The sequence below is a fragment of the Amycolatopsis sp. MEPSY49 genome (assembly GCF_051337345.1).
Lineage (GTDB): Bacteria > Actinomycetota > Actinomycetes > Mycobacteriales > Pseudonocardiaceae > Amycolatopsis.
Map to the genome: position 1 here is coordinate 814,522 of NZ_JBDLYJ010000001.1, position 19,903 is coordinate 834,424.

Annotated in this window: 19 protein-coding genes; 13 read left to right on the forward strand and 6 right to left on the reverse strand. The window is 70.8% G+C overall.

What is annotated here, in order from left to right; translation table 11 throughout:
* Positions 1-894, forward strand: a complete 894-nt coding sequence (locus tag ABFJ78_RS04020; protein ID WP_436384267.1) for a LysR family transcriptional regulator — start codon at positions 1-3, stop codon at positions 892-894.
* Between the two features lie 85 nt (positions 895-979).
* Here the strand turns inward: ABFJ78_RS04020 and ABFJ78_RS04025 are convergent, their stop codons facing one another.
* Genes ABFJ78_RS04025 through ABFJ78_RS04035 form a run of 3 tightly spaced genes read right to left on the reverse strand, consistent with a single transcriptional unit; the run spans position 980 to position 3,124 of the window.
* A complete protein-coding gene (locus ABFJ78_RS04025; RefSeq protein ID WP_436384268.1) occupies positions 980-1,591 on the reverse strand; it encodes an NAD(P)-dependent oxidoreductase in 612 nt (203 codons plus the stop codon).
* A complete protein-coding gene (locus tag ABFJ78_RS04030; RefSeq protein ID WP_436384269.1) occupies positions 1,588-2,355 on the reverse strand; it encodes an inositol monophosphatase family protein in 768 nt (255 codons plus the stop codon). Before ABFJ78_RS04030 ends, ABFJ78_RS04025 begins: the two co-directional genes overlap by 4 nt.
* A gap of 58 nt (positions 2,356-2,413) precedes the next feature.
* Positions 2,414-3,124 carry a FadR/GntR family transcriptional regulator gene (locus ABFJ78_RS04035; RefSeq protein ID WP_436384271.1) on the reverse strand — a complete coding sequence of 237 codons (711 nt, stop codon included), beginning with the start codon at positions 3,122-3,124 and terminating at the stop codon, positions 2,414-2,416.
* Positions 3,125-3,282: 158 nt separating this feature from the next.
* Between ABFJ78_RS04035 and ABFJ78_RS04040 the strand changes: the two genes are divergently transcribed.
* Genes ABFJ78_RS04040 through ABFJ78_RS04055 form a run of 4 tightly spaced genes read left to right on the forward strand, consistent with a single transcriptional unit; the run spans position 3,283 to position 8,324 of the window.
* Entirely contained in the window at positions 3,283-4,581 is a 1,299-nt protein-coding gene (locus ABFJ78_RS04040) for an ABC transporter substrate-binding protein (protein WP_436384273.1), read from the forward strand.
* Position 4,582: 1 nt separating this feature from the next.
* Positions 4,583-5,500, forward strand: coding sequence for a carbohydrate ABC transporter permease (locus ABFJ78_RS04045; RefSeq protein WP_436384275.1), 918 nt, complete (start codon positions 4,583-4,585; stop codon positions 5,498-5,500).
* Entirely contained in the window at positions 5,497-6,315 is an 819-nt protein-coding gene (locus ABFJ78_RS04050; RefSeq protein WP_436384276.1) for a carbohydrate ABC transporter permease, read from the forward strand. Before ABFJ78_RS04045 ends, ABFJ78_RS04050 begins: the two co-directional genes overlap by 4 nt.
* A 14-nt stretch (positions 6,316-6,329) precedes the next feature.
* Positions 6,330-8,324, forward strand: a complete 1,995-nt coding sequence (locus ABFJ78_RS04055; protein WP_436384278.1) for an alpha-galactosidase — start codon at positions 6,330-6,332, stop codon at positions 8,322-8,324.
* Here ABFJ78_RS04055 and ABFJ78_RS04060 read toward each other — a convergent pair.
* The 3 genes from ABFJ78_RS04060 to ABFJ78_RS04070 are packed head-to-tail and all read right to left on the reverse strand — an operon-like array spanning position 8,307 to position 11,134.
* Positions 8,307-9,503, reverse strand: a complete 1,197-nt coding sequence (locus tag ABFJ78_RS04060) for a glycosyltransferase (protein WP_436384279.1) — start codon at positions 9,501-9,503, stop codon at positions 8,307-8,309. The genes ABFJ78_RS04055 and ABFJ78_RS04060 overlap by 18 nt on opposite strands.
* A 22-nt stretch (positions 9,504-9,525) precedes the next feature.
* Positions 9,526-10,524, reverse strand: coding sequence for a lactonase family protein (locus tag ABFJ78_RS04065; RefSeq protein ID WP_436384281.1), 999 nt, complete (start codon positions 10,522-10,524; stop codon positions 9,526-9,528).
* Positions 10,517-11,134: a bifunctional 4-hydroxy-2-oxoglutarate aldolase/2-dehydro-3-deoxy-phosphogluconate aldolase gene (locus tag ABFJ78_RS04070; protein ID WP_436384282.1), complete on the reverse strand. Its 618-nt coding sequence runs from the start codon at positions 11,132-11,134 to the stop codon at positions 10,517-10,519. Before ABFJ78_RS04070 ends, ABFJ78_RS04065 begins: the two co-directional genes overlap by 8 nt.
* 112 nt (positions 11,135-11,246) lie before the next feature.
* On the opposite strand from ABFJ78_RS04070, the gene ABFJ78_RS04075 reads away from it, so the two are divergent.
* From ABFJ78_RS04075 to ABFJ78_RS04110, 8 genes are all read left to right on the forward strand, one after another.
* On the forward strand, positions 11,247-13,286 hold the full coding sequence (locus tag ABFJ78_RS04075) for a hypothetical protein (protein WP_436384283.1): 2,040 nt from the start codon (positions 11,247-11,249) through the stop codon (positions 13,284-13,286).
* An 11-nt stretch (positions 13,287-13,297) separates the two neighbouring features.
* On the forward strand, positions 13,298-13,981 hold the full coding sequence (locus ABFJ78_RS04080) for an SDR family NAD(P)-dependent oxidoreductase (RefSeq protein ID WP_436384285.1): 684 nt from the start codon (positions 13,298-13,300) through the stop codon (positions 13,979-13,981).
* Positions 13,982-13,994: 13 nt separating this feature from the next.
* Positions 13,995-15,140, forward strand: a complete 1,146-nt coding sequence (gene dgoD / locus ABFJ78_RS04085; RefSeq protein WP_436384286.1) for a galactonate dehydratase — start codon at positions 13,995-13,997, stop codon at positions 15,138-15,140.
* Complete coding sequence (locus tag ABFJ78_RS04090) at positions 15,134-15,979, forward strand: DUF4380 domain-containing protein (RefSeq protein WP_436384287.1); 846 nt, start codon at positions 15,134-15,136, stop codon at positions 15,977-15,979. Before dgoD ends, ABFJ78_RS04090 begins: the two co-directional genes overlap by 7 nt.
* Positions 15,976-17,403, forward strand: a complete 1,428-nt coding sequence (gene purB / locus ABFJ78_RS04095) for an adenylosuccinate lyase (protein ID WP_436384289.1) — start codon at positions 15,976-15,978, stop codon at positions 17,401-17,403. The genes ABFJ78_RS04090 and purB overlap by 4 nt, the downstream gene beginning before the upstream one ends.
* A gap of 120 nt (positions 17,404-17,523) precedes the next feature.
* Entirely contained in the window at positions 17,524-18,339 is an 816-nt protein-coding gene (locus ABFJ78_RS04100) for a substrate-binding periplasmic protein (RefSeq protein ID WP_436384290.1), read from the forward strand.
* Position 18,340: 1 nt separating this feature from the next.
* Entirely contained in the window at positions 18,341-19,114 is a 774-nt protein-coding gene (locus ABFJ78_RS04105) for an ABC transporter substrate-binding protein (protein ID WP_436384292.1), read from the forward strand.
* On the forward strand, positions 19,111-19,872 hold the full coding sequence (locus ABFJ78_RS04110; protein ID WP_436384293.1) for an ABC transporter substrate-binding protein: 762 nt from the start codon (positions 19,111-19,113) through the stop codon (positions 19,870-19,872). The genes ABFJ78_RS04105 and ABFJ78_RS04110 overlap by 4 nt, the downstream gene beginning before the upstream one ends.
* Positions 19,873-19,903 lie beyond the last annotated feature (31 nt).

The following is a 19,903-nucleotide window of genomic DNA, read 5'->3' on the forward strand; positions in this document are numbered from 1 at the left end:
GTGGACTTGAACCTGCTGACGGCGTTGGACGCGTTGCTGGAGGAGAACTCCGTGCAGGCGGCGGCCGACCGGCTGCACCTGACCCCGCCGGCGATGAGCCGCACGCTGGCCCGGATCCGCGCGACGACGGGCGACGACATCCTGGTGCGCACCGGCCGCACGATGACCCCGACCCCGCGCGCGCTGGCGATGCGCGACGAAGTGCGGACGCTGGTGGCTCGCGCGAACCGGGTGCTGGCCCCGGCCCGCACGGTGGACCCGGCCACGCTGCGGCGCACGTTCACCATCCAGGGGCACGACGCGTTGCTGGCGGCGCTGTTCCCGGCGTTGCTCAGGACGGCTTCGGCCGAGGCGCCCGGGCTGGGGCTGCGGTTGCTGGCGGAGGCGCCGGTGGACACGCCGGACTTGGCGCGCGGCCACGTCGACCTGGAGGTCGGCGCGACGGTGCCGGGGTCGCCGGAGATCAGCCATCTCGTGGTGGGCGAGGACCGGCTGGCGGTGGTGTCGCGCGCCGGCGCGCGGTTGGACGTCGAGGAGTTCGCGGCGGCGGAGCACGTGATCGTGTCGCGCCGGGGGCGGTTGCGCGACGGGGTGGACAAGGCGCTGGCCGAGCTGGGATTGCGCCGCCGCGTGGTGGCGGCGTTGCCGACGGCGGCGCTGGCGCTGCAGGCGATCGCGTACAGCGACGTGGTGGGGGTGCTGGCGGTCCAGGCGACGGCGTCGGCTCGGGCGGACTTGGGGTTGACGGCGACGGAACCGCCGGTCGAGCTGCCGGGGGCGCCGGTGGTGGTGAGCTGGCACAGCCGGTACGACACGGACCCGGCGCACGAGTGGTTGCGGGGCCATTGCCGGACGGCGCTGGCCGAGGTGCTGGAGGGGGCACCGCCCGGATGACGTGAATGACTCATTCATGTCACCAGGCGACATGAATGAGTCATTCACGTCGTTCGCAACCGGGCCGGGCCGACCCCCGCCGACCTCACTTGGGCAGCGCCACCAGGACCTCGCCGCGCGGGCCCTCCTCGGCCGCGTCGAGCATGGCCGCCGCCACCGTCGCGTGGGTGACCGTTGCCGGGAACCAGCGCCGGGGCACCGAATCGAGGCCCACCGTCCGCCGGGTCGGGCTGATCGGGCCGCTCTTCATCGGGCCCACCTGGACCACCGTGCCGCCCATGCCGAGGATCGCCGCGTCCGCCGCCACCTTGTCCGGCAGCTCCGCCTTCATGAACCGCGAGAGCAACGTCCGGGTCAACCACCCAGCCGCCGAAGCCGACGGGCCCGTTCCGAACGCTCCCACCGACACCACCCGCGACGGCCCCGCGGCCACCACCGCGCGGGCCCCCGCCGTCAGCACTCCCGGTGGATCACCCTTCCGCAAACCCAAAGCGTCGAGCACGATCTCGGTGCCCTGCAACGCCTCCGCGATCCCAGCGGAGTCGAAGACATCAGCGGCGACAGTACGAAGCCCATCAGCGGGAGGCAGCGACGGCCGCCGGCTGATCGCCACCACCGAATGTCCACGGGAAAGAGCCTGCCGCACCAGTTCACTGCCCACCGCGCCCGAAGCGCCGAGCACCGCCACCCGGCTCACGCGAGCACCTCAAGCGCCGAAGCGTGCAAACCCGGTGCCGCGACAAGGATGTCCGACGAATTGACGTGCCAAGCATCACCCGACAAGTCCGAAACAACCGCGCCCGCCTCGGAAGCCAACAACGAACCGGAAGCGGTCCCGGGAAGATCCGGCTGGTACTGCCAGAAGACGTCGTACTGCCCGGCGGCGAGACCGAGCAACGGGAACACCGTCGGAATCGTGTTGCGCACCAGCAAAGCCTTCGACGCCATCGCCGCGAACGCGCCGGCGAACCGCTGATGGACCTCCGGGGAGTTGCCCGCCTGGCTGGCCGTCACCGCGGCGGCCGACAAGTCCGTCTTGGCCGACACGCGCAACGGCGAACCGTTCAGGAACGCCCCCTGCCCGCGCGAAGCCGTGTACGTCAGGTCGCCGATCGGCTGACGGACGACCGTCAGCTCCGGCTGCCCGTCCGTGACCAGCGTGATCGTCACCGCCCACTCCGGCAGGCCGTGCACGTGGTTGACCGCCCCCTCGGCGCCGTCGACCACCCACCACTGCCCGGGCGGCACGACCCGGCCGCGCTCGTCCTCGTCCCACCACTCCACGCCGTCGACGCCGTCGAGCGCCGACCGCACCACCGAAGTCGAAGTGGCTTCGAGGCGAGTGCCCAGTTCGTACATCGCCTCCCGGTCCGGCGGGCGGCTCGCCGGGTCGAACGAAGCCAGCAAACCCTTCGCGGCCTCCGCGGCCGCGGCGACCATCGTGTTCAGAACGTCAGTCATGAACCCATTACGGCACGCCCCGAAGCCTGATTCAAATGCAACTTTGTAACTCGACGAGTTACCCTCGTGCAGGCTTCCGCTGAGCCTTCGCCAGGTCGTCGCGGGACTTCGTGACGAGCGCGAGCATCGCCTGCTCGGCCGCCGCCGGGTCGCCGGCCACGATCGCGTCGAACACCTTGCGGTGGCTCGGCACCGGGTCCTCCGCCGCCGACGCCCCGTGCACGAGCTTGTCGCGCTCGGCCAGCCCGATCGCGATGATCCGTTCCATCCGCATCAGGAAGTTGTTGTGGGTGGCGGTCATCAGCCGCCGGTGGAAGGCGAGGTCGGCCTGGACGCTCGCCTCGGCGTCGTCGCCCGCCGCTGCCATGTCGGCCAGCGCCTCCCGCAGCGACTCGAGGTCCTCGTCCGACGCCCGCTCGGCCGCGATCCGCGCCGCGGCCGGCTCGACGACCGTGCGGACCTCGGTCAGCTCGTCGAGCAGGCCCGGGTCGTCGGCGGCCGCGGTCTGCCAGCGCATGACGTCGGCGTCGAGCATGTTCCACTTCTCGCGCGGCTGGACGAACGTGCCGCGCTTCTGCCGGGCGTCGATCATCCCCTTCGCGGCCAGCACCTTCAGCGCCTCGCGCAGTGCGGTCAGGCTGATGTCGAGCTCTTCGCGCAGCGCGGGCAGGTCCAGGACGGTGCCCTCGCCCCACTCGTCGGAGAGGATCCGGCTGGCCAGTGCCTCCACGGTCTGGCCGTGCAGCCCGCGTGGCCGGTGTTCGGTCAATGGAGGGCCCTCTCGACTGGTGGTTCGTGGTCGGGCCATCCTACGCTGCGACCGAAGTCGTCATAAATTATGAATACATCTTGACACCGACGGCGCCCGGTTGCACTCTTTGGCAGCAGTCACGCCCGTGCGGGCGCCACAGACAAAGGGGTCACGACATGACGAGTGCCGGCCTGTCCCGCCGTCGTTTCCTGCGCAACGCGAGCCTCGCCGGGCTGGGCGCCGTCGGCTCGGGCAGCTTCCTCGCCGCCTGCGCCACCTCCGCGAACTCCGGTCCGGTCAAGCAGGCCGCCGGGGCGGTCACCGTCCAGTCGAACCTGTCCTCGCCCGAGGCGAAGAAGGCGATCGAAGCGCTGGCCAAGGCGTTCGGCGACAAGGGCGGCGCGACGGCGACCGTCAACACCGTCGCGTCGGAAACCTTCCGCACCCAGCTGCCCAGCTACCTGACCGCGGCCAACCCGCCGGACACCTTCACGTGGTACCCGGGTTCGCTGCTGTCCGGCTACGCGCGCAAGGGCCTGCTGCTCGACGTCGGCGACGTCTGGCAGACCATGGGCGACTACAGCGCCGCGTTCCGCGCGCTCTCCGGCGACGGCGCCGGCCACCAGGTCTTCGTCCCGACGTCGTACTACTGGTGGGGCTTCTTCTACCGGAAGTCCAACTTCGCCGAGTGGGGTGTCCAGCCGCCGACCAACTGGACCGAGTTCCTCGCGCTGTGCGAAACGTTGAAGGGCAAGGGAATCGCGCCGATCGGACTGGGCGCGGGCGGCAACACGCCGTGGACCGCGTCGGCCTGGTTCGACTACCTGAACATCCGGATCAACGGCGCGCCCTTCCACCGCGAGCTGCTCGCCGGCAAGCAGCGCTTCGACGACCCGCGCGTCAAGAAGATCTTCGACCCGTGGCGCCAGGCCCTGCCGTACTTCGACCCGAACGGCACCGCGATCGCGTTCCAGGACGCCACGACCGTGCTGCTGCAGGGCCGCACCGGCATGGTCCTGACCGGTACGTTCTTCGCCGACGCCGCCCCGAAGGACGCGCTCGGCGACCTCGACTTCTTCCAGTTCCCGATCCTCGACCCGGCCGTGCCGGTCGCCGAAGAGGGCCCGACCGACGGCTTCTTCGCCAGCGCGCGCACCCCGCACGTCGCCGAGGTCAAGGAATGGTTCAAGTACGTCGCGACGGCCGAAGCGCAGGAGCTCTACATCAAGAACTCCTCCGGCACGGTCCTGCCGACCAACCCGAAGGCCAAGGACAACGGCACGCCGCTGGTCCAAAAGGGACGCAAGATGCTCGCCGACGCCAAGGAGATCACGCAGTTCTTCAACCGTGACTCCTCCGACGCGTTGCAGCCGACCGCCGACGCCGCGTTGATCCGGTTCATCCAGAAGCCGAACGAGCTCGACTCGATCCTGAGCGACTGGCAGACCGCCGCGCAGAAGGTCTGGCAGTCCTGACATGGCGGTGCTGACCGCCGAACGGCCGAAGACCGCGGCGCGGGCCCCCAAACGCCGTCGCCGGATCTCGCCGATGCTGCTGGCGTTCGTCCTGGTGCCCCTCGTCGTCGAGGGGTTCTGGGTGTTCTGGCCCGCGCTGCAAGGCTTCTACCTGGCGCTGACGAACTGGGACGGCGTCTCCGCGCCCACGTTCGTCGGCCTGGGGAACTTCGCCGAGATGTTCTCCGACGACATCTTCAAGACCGCCGCGCTCGACACGGTGCTCTGGCTCGTCCTCTTCGGCGGCCTTTCGGCCGTCGGCGGGCTCGCGCTGGCGACGTTGTTGCAGCGGGAGAGAAAAGGTGTCGGGTTCTACCGGGCCGCGCTGTTCACGCCGGTGGTGTTCTCGCTGGTCGCGACTTCGCTGATCTGGCAGGTGATCTACCAGCCGGACGGCGTCTTCAACAAGGTGCTCGGTGCGATCGGGCTCGGCAGCTGGCAGCACGCCTGGCTGGCCGACCCGAAAACGGCGCTGTACGCGGTGCTCGTCCCCGCGCTGTGGCGGCAGCTCGGCTACGTGATGGTGCTGTACCTGGCCGGCCTCAAGGGAATCGACCCGGTGCTGTACGAAGCGGCCAAACTGGACGGTGCCACGGCGTGGCAGCAGTTCCGCAACGTGACGTGGCCGCAGCTGCGCAGCGTCAACTCCGTCGTCCTGTCGGTGATCATCATCGACTCGCTGCGGTCGTTCGACGTCGTGTGGTCGATGACGAAGGGTGGGCCGTACCACTCGTCCGAGCTGCTCAGCACGTACATGTACGCGACGGCGTTCCAGTCGTTGCGCCTCGGCTACGCGTCCGCGCTGGCCGTGGTGATCTTCGTGCTGGCGTTCGGCGTGATCGTGACCTACCTCGTGCGCGCGTTCCGGGAGGACTCGTGAAGACGCGGACGTTCGGGTTTCACCTGCTCGCCGGTGGCCTGTCCGTGCTGTGGTTGCTGCCGATCCTGCTGGTGCTGACGACCAGCGTGCGGTCCTTTTCGGACATCGCGTCGAACGGCCTCGGCGCGCTGCCGGGTTCGTTCACCCTGGACGGCTTCGGGCAGGCCTGGGGCGAGGGCGGCGGCGGGCACGCGATGCTCAACAGCCTGCTCGTGACCATCCCGACCGTGCTGCTGGCGTTGCTGCTCAGCTCGGCGGCGGCGTTCGCGCTGAGCCGGTACGAGCTCCCGTTCCGCCGCACGATCATCCTGGTGATGCTGGCCGGGAACCTGCTGCCGCCGCAGATCCTGCTGGTACCGGTGGCGAAGCTGGCCGAGCTGCTGGGCATCTACGACACGCTGACCGCGCTGATCGTCGTGCAGGTCGGGTTCGGGCTCGGCTTCTACACCTTCGTGCTGCAGGGGTTCATGCGGTCGATCCCGGGCGAGATCCAGCAGGCGGCGCTGATCGACGGCGCCGGCGTCGCGCAGATCTTCTGGCGGATAATCCTGCCGATGACCCGTCCGGCACTGGCCGCGCTCGGCGCGCTGGCGTTCACGTGGACGTTCAACGACCTGCTGTGGTCGATCACTGTGCTGCGCACCGGGACCGTGATGCCGGTGACGCCGGCGCTGCTCGGCCTGCAGGGGCAGTACGTGTCCAACTGGAACGTGATCGCGGCGGGGTCGGTCATCGCGGCCGTGCCGACCGTGGCGGTGTTCCTGCGGTTCCAGAAGCACTTCATTTCGGGCTTGGCGATCGGGGCGATCAAGTGACGTGGACCGTGTCCATGAAGTCCACTTCGTACACCGTGGCCCTGGATCCCACCGAGCGCTGGCTCGAGCTGGTGGCGTGGGGTCCACACGGGATCGAAGACGGGCCGTCGGTGTTCACGAACGCGGGCGCGGTGCACTTCATCACCGACGCCGACGCTGCTCCGGTCGAGTACGCGCCGCTGGGCCTGCGTCCGTTCTCCGGCGCGGACGTCTCGGTGCGCGGCGGTTCGTGGTGGCGGTTCGAATCGGCATCCACGGACGACGACCTGCGGCTGGCTTTCCTCGACGAGCTGACCGGGCTGCGCGCGGTGCTGTGCTACCGGCCGGTGCCCGAGACGGACGTCCTGACCCGGTGGGTCGAGTTCGAGAACACGGGCTCGTCGACGCTGGAGTTCGACCGGCTGGGCTCGGCGGGCGTCTGCGTGCCGACGGTGTCCGGTGCCCGGCTGACGTACCTGACCGGCCAGTGGTCGCAGGAGTTCACGCGGCGCACGGTCGACCTGCCCGCGGGCGGGTTCCGGATGGAAAGCCGGTTCGGCGTTCCGGGCCACGCGCACGTGCCGTGGCTGGCGGTGCAGGACTCGTCCGGCGGTCCCGCTTACGGCGTCTCCCTGGAATGGCCGGGTTCGTGGTCGATCGAGGCCGACGTCGAGCCTTCGGGGCTGACGCGCGTCCGGGCCGGGCGGCTTCCGTCGCCGGGTCCGGTGCTCCTCGAACCGGGAGCTTCCGTGGCGACTCCGAAGGTCGCGTTGGCGTCCAGTGTGGACGGTGTGTCGGGACTGGCAGCGGTGTGGCACGACTACGACCGCGTACTGGCCGGCGAACGCTGGCGGCGCCCGCGTCCGGTGCTCTACAACTCCTGGGAAGCAACGGGATTTGACGTCCGAAGCGCGCACCAGCTGGAGCTGGCCAAGCGCGCGGCGGACCTCGGCGTCGAGCTTTTCGTGGTCGACGACGGCTGGTTCACCGGCCGCGACGACGACACCGGCGGCCTCGGCGACTGGACACCGGCGGAGGAGACGTTCGGCGAGTTCGTCGACTCGGTGCGGGAACTGGGCCTGGAGTTCGGCCTGTGGGTCGAGCCGGAGGCCGTCAGCCCGAAGTCGCGGCTGTACGCCGAGCACCCGGACTGGGTGTACCGGATCGACGGCCGCCCGTTGACGCTGATCCGCAACCAGCTCCTGCTGGACCTGGGACTGCCCGAGGTGGTCGAATTCGTCAAGTCCACATTGGACTCACTGCTGACGGAGTACCCGATCTCGTACCTGAAGTGGGACATGAACCGCCCGCCCACGGAACGCGGCCGCCCGGGCTCGTCGGCCGCGGACCTGGACGCCGAGCACGTCGCCGGCTACCTGGCGGTGCTGGACCACCTGCGCGCCGCCCACCCGCACGTCACGATCGAGGCGTGCGCGGGTGGCGGTGGCCGGACGGACCTGGCGACGGTCGCGCGCACCGACGTCGTCTGGCCGAGCGACAACACGGGACCGCTGGACCGGCTGGCGATCCAGGACGGGTTCCTGCTGATGCACGCGCCGCACCTGATGAGTTCGTGGGTCACGGACTCCCCGGGCGTCTTCGACCCGCGGCCGCGTTCGCTGCGGTTCCGGTTCGTCACCGCGATGGCCGGGGTGCTGGGCATCGGCGCGGACCTGTCGAAGTGGACGCCCGAGCAGCAGGCCGAAGCAACCGAACTGGTCGCGGTCTACAAGTCGATCCGGGACGTCGTCCACCACGGCGTCGCCCGGGTGCTGACCGGCGCGACCCAGTACACGTCGGAAGACGGCGACACCGTGGTGGTGCTGGCGTGGAACACCGGCGAGCTGACGGGCGCGCCGCTGGTTCCGGGCCGCTCGTCGCGAGTGCGGCTCGACGTCTACCCGGATGCGTCCTATGTGGACCAAAACGGAACCCGGTACTCGGGCGCTCACCTCGAGTACGCGGGTCTCCCCTTCGACTGGACCGCGACCCATGACGCGGACGTGGTCGTGCTACGCCGATCCCAATAGCAGCTTCGCGGCCGCCACGGTGCCGTCGGTGCTGACGAGCGCCGCCACTTCGGCCGCGCGATCCTTCGCGGCCAGAGCCGTTCCGAGTGCCGTCGTCAGGGATTCGATCGTCGGCACCGCACCGTCGTGGGCCACGCCGGCGCCCAGCGCCGCGACGCGGCCCGCCCAGTACGGCTGGTCGGTGGCCTGCGGCACGACCACCTGCGGGACGCCGGAACGCGCGGCCGTCGTCGTGGTCCCGGCGCCGCCGTGGTGCACGACCGCCGCCGTCCGCGGGAACAGCGCCTGGTGGTTGACCTCGTCGACGAGGAAGACGTCGTCGCCGTCGACGGTCAGGCCCGCCCAGCCGCGCTTGAGCACCACGCGGCGGCCGTGCGCCCGCACCGCCGCCACGGCCACCTCGGCGACGTCCGCCGCCGCGTGCATCGGCATGCTCCCGAACCCCACGTACACGGGTGGTTCGCCGTCGGCCAGGAACGCCGCCAGGTCGGCCGGCAACGGCCGCTCGTCCGGCACGATCCACGCGCCGGTCTGCACGACGTCGAGGTCGTCGTCCGGCTCCCACGGGTCGAGGACCGGGTCGGTCGCCAGCCACGGCCGCTTGCCGACCACGAACTCGCGAACGTCGTCGACCGCGGGCAGGCCGTGCGCGGCCCGGCTCGCGTTCAGGCCCGGCCCGAACAGCACGTTGAGGCTCTCGCGGTCTACGTCCCAGAGCACCCGGTTGTCGGTGACACCCGGCGGGTGCGGCCGGCCGGGGTAGGCGAGCGGCGCGTGGTGCGGCGACGGCAGCGACAGCTTCTGGAGCGCCACGTAGTGCGCCGGGATACCGGCCAGCTCGGCCACCGACCGCGCCCCGGCCGCGGTCGGCATCAGGCCGGTGGCGACCAGGACATCGCAGTCCTCGGCGGCCGCCGGCATGACGTCGAACTGGGCCGCGATCAGCTGCGCGGCCCGCTCGGGCAGCGAAGACGGCGCCGGCGCGGCCTTCGTCAGCTCACGTGCCGACGGGCCGATCGGCACCAGCGGCACGTCGACGGCGGCCAGCCGCCGCACGAAGTCCTCGTCCGGCGGCGCGCACACCTTCACCTCGGCGCCGAACTCCTTCAGCCGCACCGCGAACGCCGCCAGCGGCTCGACGTCGCCGCGGGAGCCGTAGGTGGACAGCAGCACACGCATCGCGCAACCCCCAGGTCGTTGCTCAGGGCGTAGATACTGGCAGCACGAAGGTCGGCGAGCCCGTCGGGTAGTACTTCAGCTCCGCCTCTCCCGACGCCGTCAGCGCGAACGCCGTGATCGCGTCCTCCGACTGCGCCGCGACGTAGCAGGTGCCGTCCACCAGCGTGAAGTGCCGTGGGTTCGCGCCGCACGGCTGGTCGGCCACCGCGGCCGCCTCGTCGAGGGCGAACTCCGTCACGCAGTCCGGGCCCCGGTTGGACACGTACATGCGCGTGCCGGTCAGCTCCAGGTGGGCGACCAGGTTCGGCGTCACCGAAGACAGGGTCGACGGCGTGGAAGCGACCACCTCGAACACGCCCGGCGAGGTCTCCCGGACCGTCACCACGGTCCCGGCCAGTTCGCCGACCACGTAGGCGAGGTCGGTGCCCGGCCGCCGGACCAGCTGGCGGGGGCCGGTGCCCGCGGGCAGCGACGAGACCGCCAGCAACTCGGCCGAACCGTCGGGAGACAGCGTGTAGCTGCGGATCTCGTCCGTGCCGAGGTCGACCGCGCTCACGATGCCGGGGCCGGGGACGGCCATGTGGACGTGCGCGGCCTCCTGGCGGTCGGTGCGGGGCCCGCTGCCCTCGTGCTGGACCAGCGCGGTCCGCGCCTCGATGGAGCCGGACGGCGACAGCGCGAAGACGGCCAGGCTGCCGCCGGTGTAGTTGGCGCACAGGAGGAACCGGCCGTCCGAAGTCGCCGCGAGGTGGCACGGGTGCGCGCCGCCCGTCTCGGCCGCGCCCAGGACCGACAACTTGCCCGAGTCGTCGAAGGAGAGCGCCGTGACCTCGCCGGTGGCGGTCTCGTTCACGGCGTACAGCACCGGCAACGAGGGGTGCCGGGTAAGCCACGACGGCGACTCGAGGGCCAGCGACGCGACCTCGTGCAGCTCGCCGGTGGCGGACCGGGAGAACGTCGTGATCCCCGTGCCGTTCCCCGCTTCCCCGGTGTAGCACCCGACGAAGACCAGCTCAGCCATGCGCGCTCCTCAACAGCGTCTCGACCCGGGCGGAGATGTCCGCGGTGGTGCCGCGGGTCAGCGCCGAGCCGACCCCGCACGCCACCGCGCCCGCTGCCAGCCAGCCTGGCACGTCCGCGGGCCCGATGCCGCCGGTGGGCACGAGCGGCGCCTGCGGAAGCGCGGCCCGCACGTCCTTGATCCACGACGGGCTCAGCGCGGAGGCGGGGAAAACCTTGACGGCGTCAGCACCTTCTTCGAGCGCGCGCACGATTTCGGTGACGGAGCCGGCGCCGGGGAAGGCGGCGGCCCCGTACCGGTGAGCGGTACGGATGACGGCGGCATCCACCGACGGTGACACGAGGAACCGCGCGCCGGCGCGGATGGCGAGCACGGCCGAGGCCTCGTCGAGGACGGTGCCGGCGCCGATGGTCGCGTCCGGGTAGGCGGCGGCGAGGCCGGCGATGGCGTCGAGGGCGCCGGGGTTGGTGAGCGGCAGTTCGACCGACCGCAGCCCGGCTTCGAGAGCCGCGCGGGCGGCGGACACCGCCGACTCCGCGTCGTGGGTGCGGACGATGCCGATGACGCCTTGGCGCAGTGCGTTCGCTGTGGTCTCCCACCGGTAGCTCATGGGCCGAGCATAGCGCGTGAAATCTTAATTTAGGATTTATTCTTGACGGACGCCGAGACGTCCCGGCATGCTGCTCCCGGCTCGCAGTTCACCGGAGAAAGGCGTCCGGCACATGCTCTTGAAGAGATCCCTCGCGGTGGTCGCCGCGATGGCGGCCGCGGTCACCGTGACCCCCGCCCAGGCGACCCCGGCCGTGGACCAAGGCGCTCCCGACTACTACGACAGCGGGGTCGCGAAGACCCCGTACATGGGCTGGAACACCTACTACGGCCTCGGCGCCCCGAGCGAGGCGTCGGTCAAGTCCGTCGCGGACTTCCTCGTCTCCAGCGGCCTGCGCGACGCCGGCTACCGCTACGTCTGGATCGACGGCGGCTGGACCGCGCCCGACCCGCGGGACGCGCAGGGCAACCTCCGCGAAGACAGCGCGAAGTTCCCGAGTGGACTGTCCACTTTGGTCGACTACCTGCACGGCAAGGGCCTGAAGGCCGGCATCTACACCGACGCCGGCGCCTCCGACGGCAAGAACTGCGCGGCCGGCTCCGGCGGCTACTACGAGCAGGACACCAAGCGGTTCGCGAGCTGGAAGTTCGACGCCGTCAAGGTCGACTTCCTCTGCGGCATCGCCCAGAACCTCAAGCCCGCCGAGGCGTTCACGCAGTTCAGCCAGGCCCTCGCCAAGGCGGGCCGTCCGATGGTGCTCAACATCTGCAACCCGGTCACCGACGAGTGGGGCGTCCCGCACGGCCCCGACCAGGTCGCCGGCATCGCCTACACCTACGGCCCGCTCGTCGCCGACTCCTGGCGCACCAGCACCGACATCGCGTTCGGCACGCCGTACGAGGGCATCTGGAAGGACGTCCTGCGCAACATGGACGCCAACGCCGCGCACCCCGAGGCCAACGGGCCGGGCCACTACAACGACCCGGACTACCTCATCCCGATGCGCAAGACCGAGCAGGGCACCTACGAGCTGAACGAGGAGGAGTCGACCACCCAGTTCGTCATGTGGGCGGAGATGGCGTCCCCGCTCATCCTCGGCTCCGACCCGCGCACGCTCCCCGCGTCGATGCTGAAGACGCTCAAGAACCCGGAGATCGTCGGCGTCAACCAGGACCGCCTCGGCATCCAGGGCGTCCGCGTCGCGACGGCCGGCAGCACCGACACCTACAGCAAGGTCCTTTCCCAGCGCGGCGACCGGGCCGTCGTGCTGCTGAACCGCGGTGAAGCGCCGACGCAGATGACGCTGAAGTTCGCCGACGCGGGCCTCGGTGGCCGGGTGTCCATTCGCGACCTCCGCGCCCGGGCCGACCGCGGCACCGCGACCGGGTCCTACACGGTTACGGTGCCCGCGCACGGCACCGCGTTCCTCCGGCTGCACGGCACGGACCTCGTCCCCGGCGACGACGTCGGCGGTCCGGCGTCCGCGAGTCCGGCGGTCGTGCGCACCGGCGGCAAGACCGTGACGTTCTTCCGCGACCCCGCCGGAAACCTCCAGCAGAACGGCCTGGACGGGGCGCGTCAGGTCGGCGGCAAGTTCCTCGGCCAGCCCGCCGCGGTCACTTCCGACGGCAAGATCGACGTCTACGTCCGCGGCCTCGACAACGCCCTCTACCAGCGCACTTACCGCAAGCAGTGGGGCGACTGGAAGCGGCTCGGCGGCACGCTCACCGACTCGCCGTCGGTGACGAGCGATGGCACGGTCTTCGTCCGCGGCGCCGACGGCCAGGTTTGGCAGCGGACCACCGACGGCCAGTGGTCCGGTCTCGGCGCGCCCGGCGGCAAGCCGATCTACGGCCGTCCCGGCGCGGCGACGTCCACCAGCGGCACGGTCGTCGCCGTCCGCACCGCCGACGACAGCGTCTGGGTGCGCACGAAGACCGGCGACAACTGGTCGGACTGGACGTCCATCGGCGGCACGGTCAGCAGCAGCCCGACGCTGGTCGCGGTCGGCGCGAAGGTCGCGCTCACCGCGTCCGCGAGCGACTACACGCTGTGGGCCAACGACTGGTCCGGCACCTGGGCCGGCTGGTTCAAACGGCCGGAGTACCCGAGCGGGAGCATCGTGGGAACTCTCGGCGCGGCAGCCGACGGCGCGTCGCTGTGGTTCGCCGCCCGCGGGCCGGACGACCATGTCCACGTAGCGAAGTTCTAGGAGGAGAGGCGATGGCCACGCGCACCGCGGTGGTGACCGGAGCGGCGTCCGGCATCGGGCTGGCGACGGCCCGCAAGCTGCTCCACGACGGCTACCGCGTGCTGGGCGTGGACATCGCCGAACTCCCCGACGGCGTCGTCCCCATCCGGGGATCGGTCAGCGATGAAGAGACGTGGGCGGACATCGGCGAGGTCGACGCCCTGGTCAGCAACGCCTACGTGCCCAGCACCGGGCCGCTGCACGAGATCGACCGCGCCGAGTGGCAGCGCCAGCTCGACGTCAACCTGACCGGCACGTACCTCGCCGTGAAGGCCTGCCTGCCGTCGCTGCGGGAGCGGCGCGGCGCCGTCGTGCTGGTTTCGTCGGTGCACGCGCACTTCGGGCTGCCAGGCCACCCCGCCTACGCCGCCAGCAAGGGCGCGCTGGTCGCGCTGGCCCGGCAGCTGGCCGTCGAATACGCCCCCGACGTGCGGGTCAACTCCGTCCTGCCGGGACCGGTGCTCACCGACGCCTGGAAGGGCATCTCGCCGGCGGATCGCGAACGCAGCGCGCGGGCGACCCCCGCGGGCCGCCTCGGCGACCCGGCCGAGGTGGCGAACGTGATCGCGTTCCTGCTCTCGGCCGCGGCGTCGTTCGTCACCGGGGCCGAGCTGACCGTCGACGGCGGCTGGTCCGCCGCCAAGGATTCCGCGTAGATGGGGGACACGGGTGAAGATCACCGGGGTTGAAACGTTTCTGGTGGCGCCGCGCTGGCTGTTCCTCAAGGTCAGTACGGACGAGGGCGTCTGCGGCTGGGGCGAGCCCGTCGTCGAGGGCCGCGCGGAGACCGTGCGCGCGGCCGTGCACGAAATGTCCGAACTGCTGATCGGCCAGGACCCGCTGCGCATCGAGGACCACTGGCAGGTGCTGCGCCGCGGCGGGTTCTACCGCGGCGGCCCGGTGCTCTCCAGCGCGCTCGCCGGCTACGACCACGCGCTGTGGGACATCGCCGGCAAGGTCCGCGACGCGCCGGTGCACGAGCTGCTCGGCGGCCCGGTCCGCGACCGCGTCCGGGTCTACAGCTGGGTCGGCGGCGACCGGCCGTCCGGCATCCGCGAAGCCGTGTCCGCGCAGGTCGAGGCCGGGTTCACCGCGGTGAAGATGAACGTCGCCGGCCCGTTGACCGCGATCGCGTCGCCCGCCGAGGCCGACGCGGCGGTGGCGCGCGCGTGGGAGGCGCGGGAGGTCCTCGGCCCGCACCGCGACCTCGCGATCGACTTCCACGGCCGCGTCTCGCCCGCGATGGCGCGGCGGCTGGTCAAGCTGCTGGAGGACGTCCAGCCGATGTTCGTCGAGGAGCCGATCCTGCCGGAAACCCAGGGCGACGCGCTGCGCTCGATCGTCGAGGCGTCCACCGTGCCGATCGCGCTCGGCGAGCGGCTCTACTCGCGCTGGGAGTTCAAGCCGGTGCTCGACGCGGGCGTCGCGGTCGTCCAGCCGGACCCGTCGCACGCCGGCGGCATCTCCGAGCTGCGGCGGATCGGCGCGCTGGCCGAGGTGTACGGCGCTTCGCTCGCCCCGCACTGCCCCCTCGGCCCGATCTCGCTGGCCGCGTCCCTGCAGGTCGCGTTCGCGACGCCGAACTTCCTGATCCAGGAACAGAGCGTCGGCATGCACTACCACGAAGGCCGCGAGCACGCGTACCTCGCGGACCCGTCGATCTTCGCGTTCCAGGACGGCTACGCGGCCCGCCCGCTCGGCCCCGGGCTCGGCATCGAGGTCGACGAGGAGGCCGTCCGGCGCGCCGACGAGGCCGGGCACAGCTGGCGCTCGCCGGTCTGGCGCCACGACGACGGCGGGCTCGCCGAATGGTGACCTGGCTCGAGCGCGGCGACCTGCGGCTCGGCCTGGTGCCGGAGCTCGGCGGCCGGCTGCTGTCGGTCCGGTACCGCGGCGCCGAACTGTTGTGGCGCAACGCAGAGCTGCTCGACGACGACCTGCGCGGCGAGTACGCGCCCAACTCCGGGGGGATGGGCGACTGGGTCAACTACGGCGGCGACAAGACGTGGCCCGCCCCGCAGGGCTGGGACGGCCCGGATCAGTGGCCCGGCCCACCCGACCCGATCCTCGACTCCGGGCCGTACACCGCGGTCGTCGACGGCGACACGGTCACCATGACCAGCGCGCCGGACCCGCGCACCGGCCTGCGCTTCACCCGCGCGGTCACGATCCTCGACGACGGTTACGCGCTGAGGCTGTCCGCTGCCAACACAGCGGATCGGCCGGTGCGGTGGGCACTGTGGAACGTGACCCAGCTGCCCGGCGGCGGCACGGTCACGGCCGGACTGCGGCGGCCGGACGTCGTCGCGCTGGTCGCGGGCACCGGGACACCGGAGTACACAGTGGACGGTGACCGGCTGGTCGTGCCGGCGCAGGACGTCGTCGGCAAGCTCGGTGTGCCGGGAACCGCGGGCTGGGTGACGTACGGGCCGTTGACGCTCTCGTTCGACGTCGACCCGGCGGGCGAGTACCCCGACGAAGGCTCGCCCCTGGAGATCTGGCTGGAGCACCCGGTGCCGGAGCCGCTGGCGTCCCTCGGCGACCTCGACCCGCCGGCGCGGATCGTCGAGCTGGAGGTGCTCGGCCCGCTGACCTGGCTCGACCCGGGAGCCACGGCGAGCTTGACCATCCACGCGGGTATCGTGAGGGCGTGACGGACAAGCCCCGCATTCCGAACGTGCTCGCCGCCCGCTACGCCTCGGCGGAGCTGGTCTCGCTCTGGTCGCCGGAGCGGAAGGTCGTCCTGGAGCGGGAGCTCTGGCTGGCCGTTCTCGAGGCGCAGAAGGACCTCGGCGTCGACGTGCCCGACGGCGTGCTCGAGGCTTACCGGAACGTTCTCGAGCAGGTCGACCTCGAGTCGATCGCCGAGCGCGAACGCGTCACCCGCCACGACGTCAAGGCGCGGATCGAGGAGTTCAGCGCCCTCGCCGGCCAGGAGCACATCCACAAGGGCATGACCTCGCGCGACCTCACCGAGAACGTCGAGCAGCTGCAGCTGCTCCGCTCGCTGGAGCTGATGCGTACCCGCGTCGCCGCCGTGCTGGCGCGGCTGGCCGCCCTCGCCGTCGAGCACGCCGACACCGTCATGGCGGGCCGGTCGCACAACGTCGCCGCGCAGGCCACCACCCTCGGCAAGCGGTTCGCCACGGCGGCCGACGAGCTGCTCGTCGCCTTCGAGCGCCTCGACAACCTCATCGAGCGGTACCCGCTGCGCGGCATCAAGGGCCCGGTCGGCACCGCGCAGGACATGCTCGACCTCCTCGGCGACGAGTCCACTTTGGACCAGCTCGAAGACCGCGTCATGCGGCACCTGGGCTTCGGCCGGCGGTTCGTCAGCGTCGGCCAGGTGTACCCGCGCTCGCTCGACTTCGACGTGCTGTCCACTGTGGTCCAGCTCGCGGCGGCGCCGGCCAGCCTGGCCAAGACGATCCGGCTGATGGCCGGCCACGAGCTGGTCACCGAGGGCTTCAAGCCCGGCCAGGTCGGCTCGTCCGCCATGCCGCACAAGATGAACACCCGCTCGTGCGAGCGCGTGAACGGCCTCGCCGTCGTGCTGCGCGGCTACCTGTCGATGATCGGCGAGCTGGCCGGCGACCAGTGGAACGAGGGCGACGTCTCCGACTCGGTCGTCCGCCGCGTCGCGCTGCCGGACGCGTTCTTCGCGCTCGACGGCCTGCTGGAGACGTTCCTCACGGTCCTCTCGGAGTTCGGCGCCTTCCCGGCGGTGATCGAGCGTGAGCTGGATCGCTATCTGCCGTTCCTCACCACGACGAAGGTGCTCATGGCCTCGGTCCGCGCCGGCGTCGGACGTGAGACTGCCCACGAAGCCATCAAGGAGAACGCCGTCGCGGTCGCGCTCGAAATGCGCGAAGGCCGCGCCGAGAACGACCTCCTCGACCGCTTCGCCGCCGACGAGCGCATCCCGCTCGACCGCGGTGAGCTGGACAAACTCCTCGCCGACCGGATTTCCTTCACCGGCACGGCAGGCCGTCAGGTCGAGCAGGTGGCCGCGCGCGTGGCGCGGGTGCTGGAGCGGTTCCCGGAAGCGGCGGGCTACGCGCCGCAGCCGATCTTGTGAGCTGACGCACCCGTCCACGGATTGGAACGAATCCTCCCGAACGGCCCGAATCCCTAATCTCGATCGCTGACCCCGTGTTCTCCGCGCGCCACCCGCGCGCGCTCACCCATGGAAGAAGCGATGAGATCCACGCTGTCGAAAATCGCCGCGTTCGTCACCTCGGGCGCGCTGGCGCTGACCCTCGCCGCGTGCGGCTCGGACAGTGGTTCGACCACCCTGCGCGTCGGCACCCTGAGCGACGCCCCGCCGTCGATCTACCTGGAGAACGGCCGCTTCACCGGCTACGACAACGAGCTGCTGCGCGACATCGCCAAGCGCGAGGGCTTCGAGGTCGAGTTCGTCGGCACGGAGTTCGCCGGCCTGCTGGCGGGCGTGGCGAACGGCAAGTTCGACATCGGCAGCTCGACGATCTCGAGCACCGAGGCGCGCAAGAAGACAGTCGCGTTCTCCAACGGCTACAACACGGGCTTCACGACGATCGTGACGGCCAAGGGCGCGAACCTGAAGGACCCGGCGGCGTTCGCGGGCAAGCGCCTCGGCGTCGTCCAGGGGTCGGTCCAGGACGAGTTCGCGGGCAAGACCGCGGGCGCGCAGGTCGTGCGGTTCCCGGACTACAACGCGGGTTTCGCGCAGCTGAAGAACGGCACGCTCGACGGCTGGGTCGTCCCGCAGGACATCGGGCAGAAGTACCTGGACCAGAACCCGGCGGTCCCGCTGGAGCTCGGCTACACGGTCGAGGACAAGGACACGCCGTCGGCGTTCGCGGTGTCCAAGAAGAACACGGATCTGCTGAACAAGCTGAACGACGGGTTGGCGAAGGCCGTCGCCGACGGGACTGTCGCCCGGATCTACGCGCAGTTCTACAAGACCACCCCGCTGTCGAAGGAACTGCAGCAGGGCGGCCCCGGCCTGCCGGTCGAGAACGTGGGTGTCTGACGTGAAGAAGCTGATCGTCACCGTGCTGACGGCCGCGCTCACGTTGACCGCGTGCGGTGGTTCGGACAGCGCGTCCTCGACGCTGCGCGTCGGCACCCTGAGCGACGCGCCGCCGAACATCTTCCTCAAGGACGGCACCTACACCGGCTTCGACAACGAGCTGCTCAAGGCCATCGCGGCCAAGCAGAACCTCAAGCTGGAGTTCGCCGCGACCGACTTCTCCGCGCTGCTCGGGCAGGTCGCGTCCGGCCGTTACGACATCGCCAGCTCGGCGATCGCGCAGACCGACGAGCGCAAGAAGACGGTCGACTTCTCCGCGGCCTACGACTTCGAAACGATGAGCATCCAGGCCAAGCAGGGCACGCCGATCACCGACGAGAAGGGCTTGGCGGGCAAGCGGATCGCCGTCATCCAGGCGACCGTCGGCGACCACTGGCTGGGCACCACGGTCCCGGACGCCCACGCCGTCCGCTTCCCCGACTACGCCGCCGCGCTGACCGCGTTGAAGACCGGCGCCGTGGACGCGTACATCCTGGACCAGAGCATCGCCGAGAAGAACGTCACCGACAACCCGGACGCGAAGCTCGTCGTGGTGAAGAGCTTCGTCACCGACGTGCCGCACGGCTTCGCGGTGAAGAAGGGCAACACCGAGCTGCTCGGGAAGCTCAACGACGGCCTCAAGCAGACCATCGCCGACGGCACGTGGCTGAAGCTGCACCAGGAGTTCCTGCCGAACGCGCCGGTGCCGGCCGGGTTCTCCGGGGGTGGCTCGTGAAGAAAGCACTGATCACCGCGGTCGTCGCGGTGCTGCTGACCGCGTGCGGCAGCTCCGACAGCGGATCGGACACCCTGCGCGTCGGCACGCTCAGCGACTCGAAACCCAACGCCTACCAGGAAAACGGCACCTTCACCGGGTTCGACAACGAGCTGCTCAAGGCCATCGCGCAGAAGGAAGGCCTGAAGCTGGAGTTCGTCGCGACCGACTTCTCCGCCCTGCTCGGCCAGGTCGCCAACGGCACCTTCGCCATCGGCAGCTCGGCGATCGCGCAGACCGAAGCCCGGAAGAAGACCGTCGGCTTCTCCGAGCCGTACAACTACCAGGCACTCGGCATCGCGGCGCGGGACACGGCCGGCATCACCGACGAGAACTCGTTGGCCGGCAAGCGGATCGGCGTAGTCCAGGGCACGGTCTCGGACAACTGGCTGGCGTCCAACGCGCCCACCGCGCAGGCTGTCCGGTTCCCGAACGACGCCGCCGCGTTGAGCGCGCTCAAGACCGGCGCGGTCGACGGCGCGGTGTTCGACCAAGCCACCGCCGAGGACTACGCGAAGAACAACGCGGGTATCGAGGTGGCCAAGTCGATCGTCACGACCATCCCGCACGGCTTCGCGGTCAAGAAGGGCGACGACGAACTCGCGAACAAGCTCAACGACGGCATCAAGAAGGTCGTCGCGGACGGGACGTGGCTGAAGGTCCACGACCAGTTCGAACCGACCGCGCCCGTGCCCGCCGAATTCAAGCCGGGACAGTAGAAATGAAAACAGTAGCGCGAAGCGCTTCCGT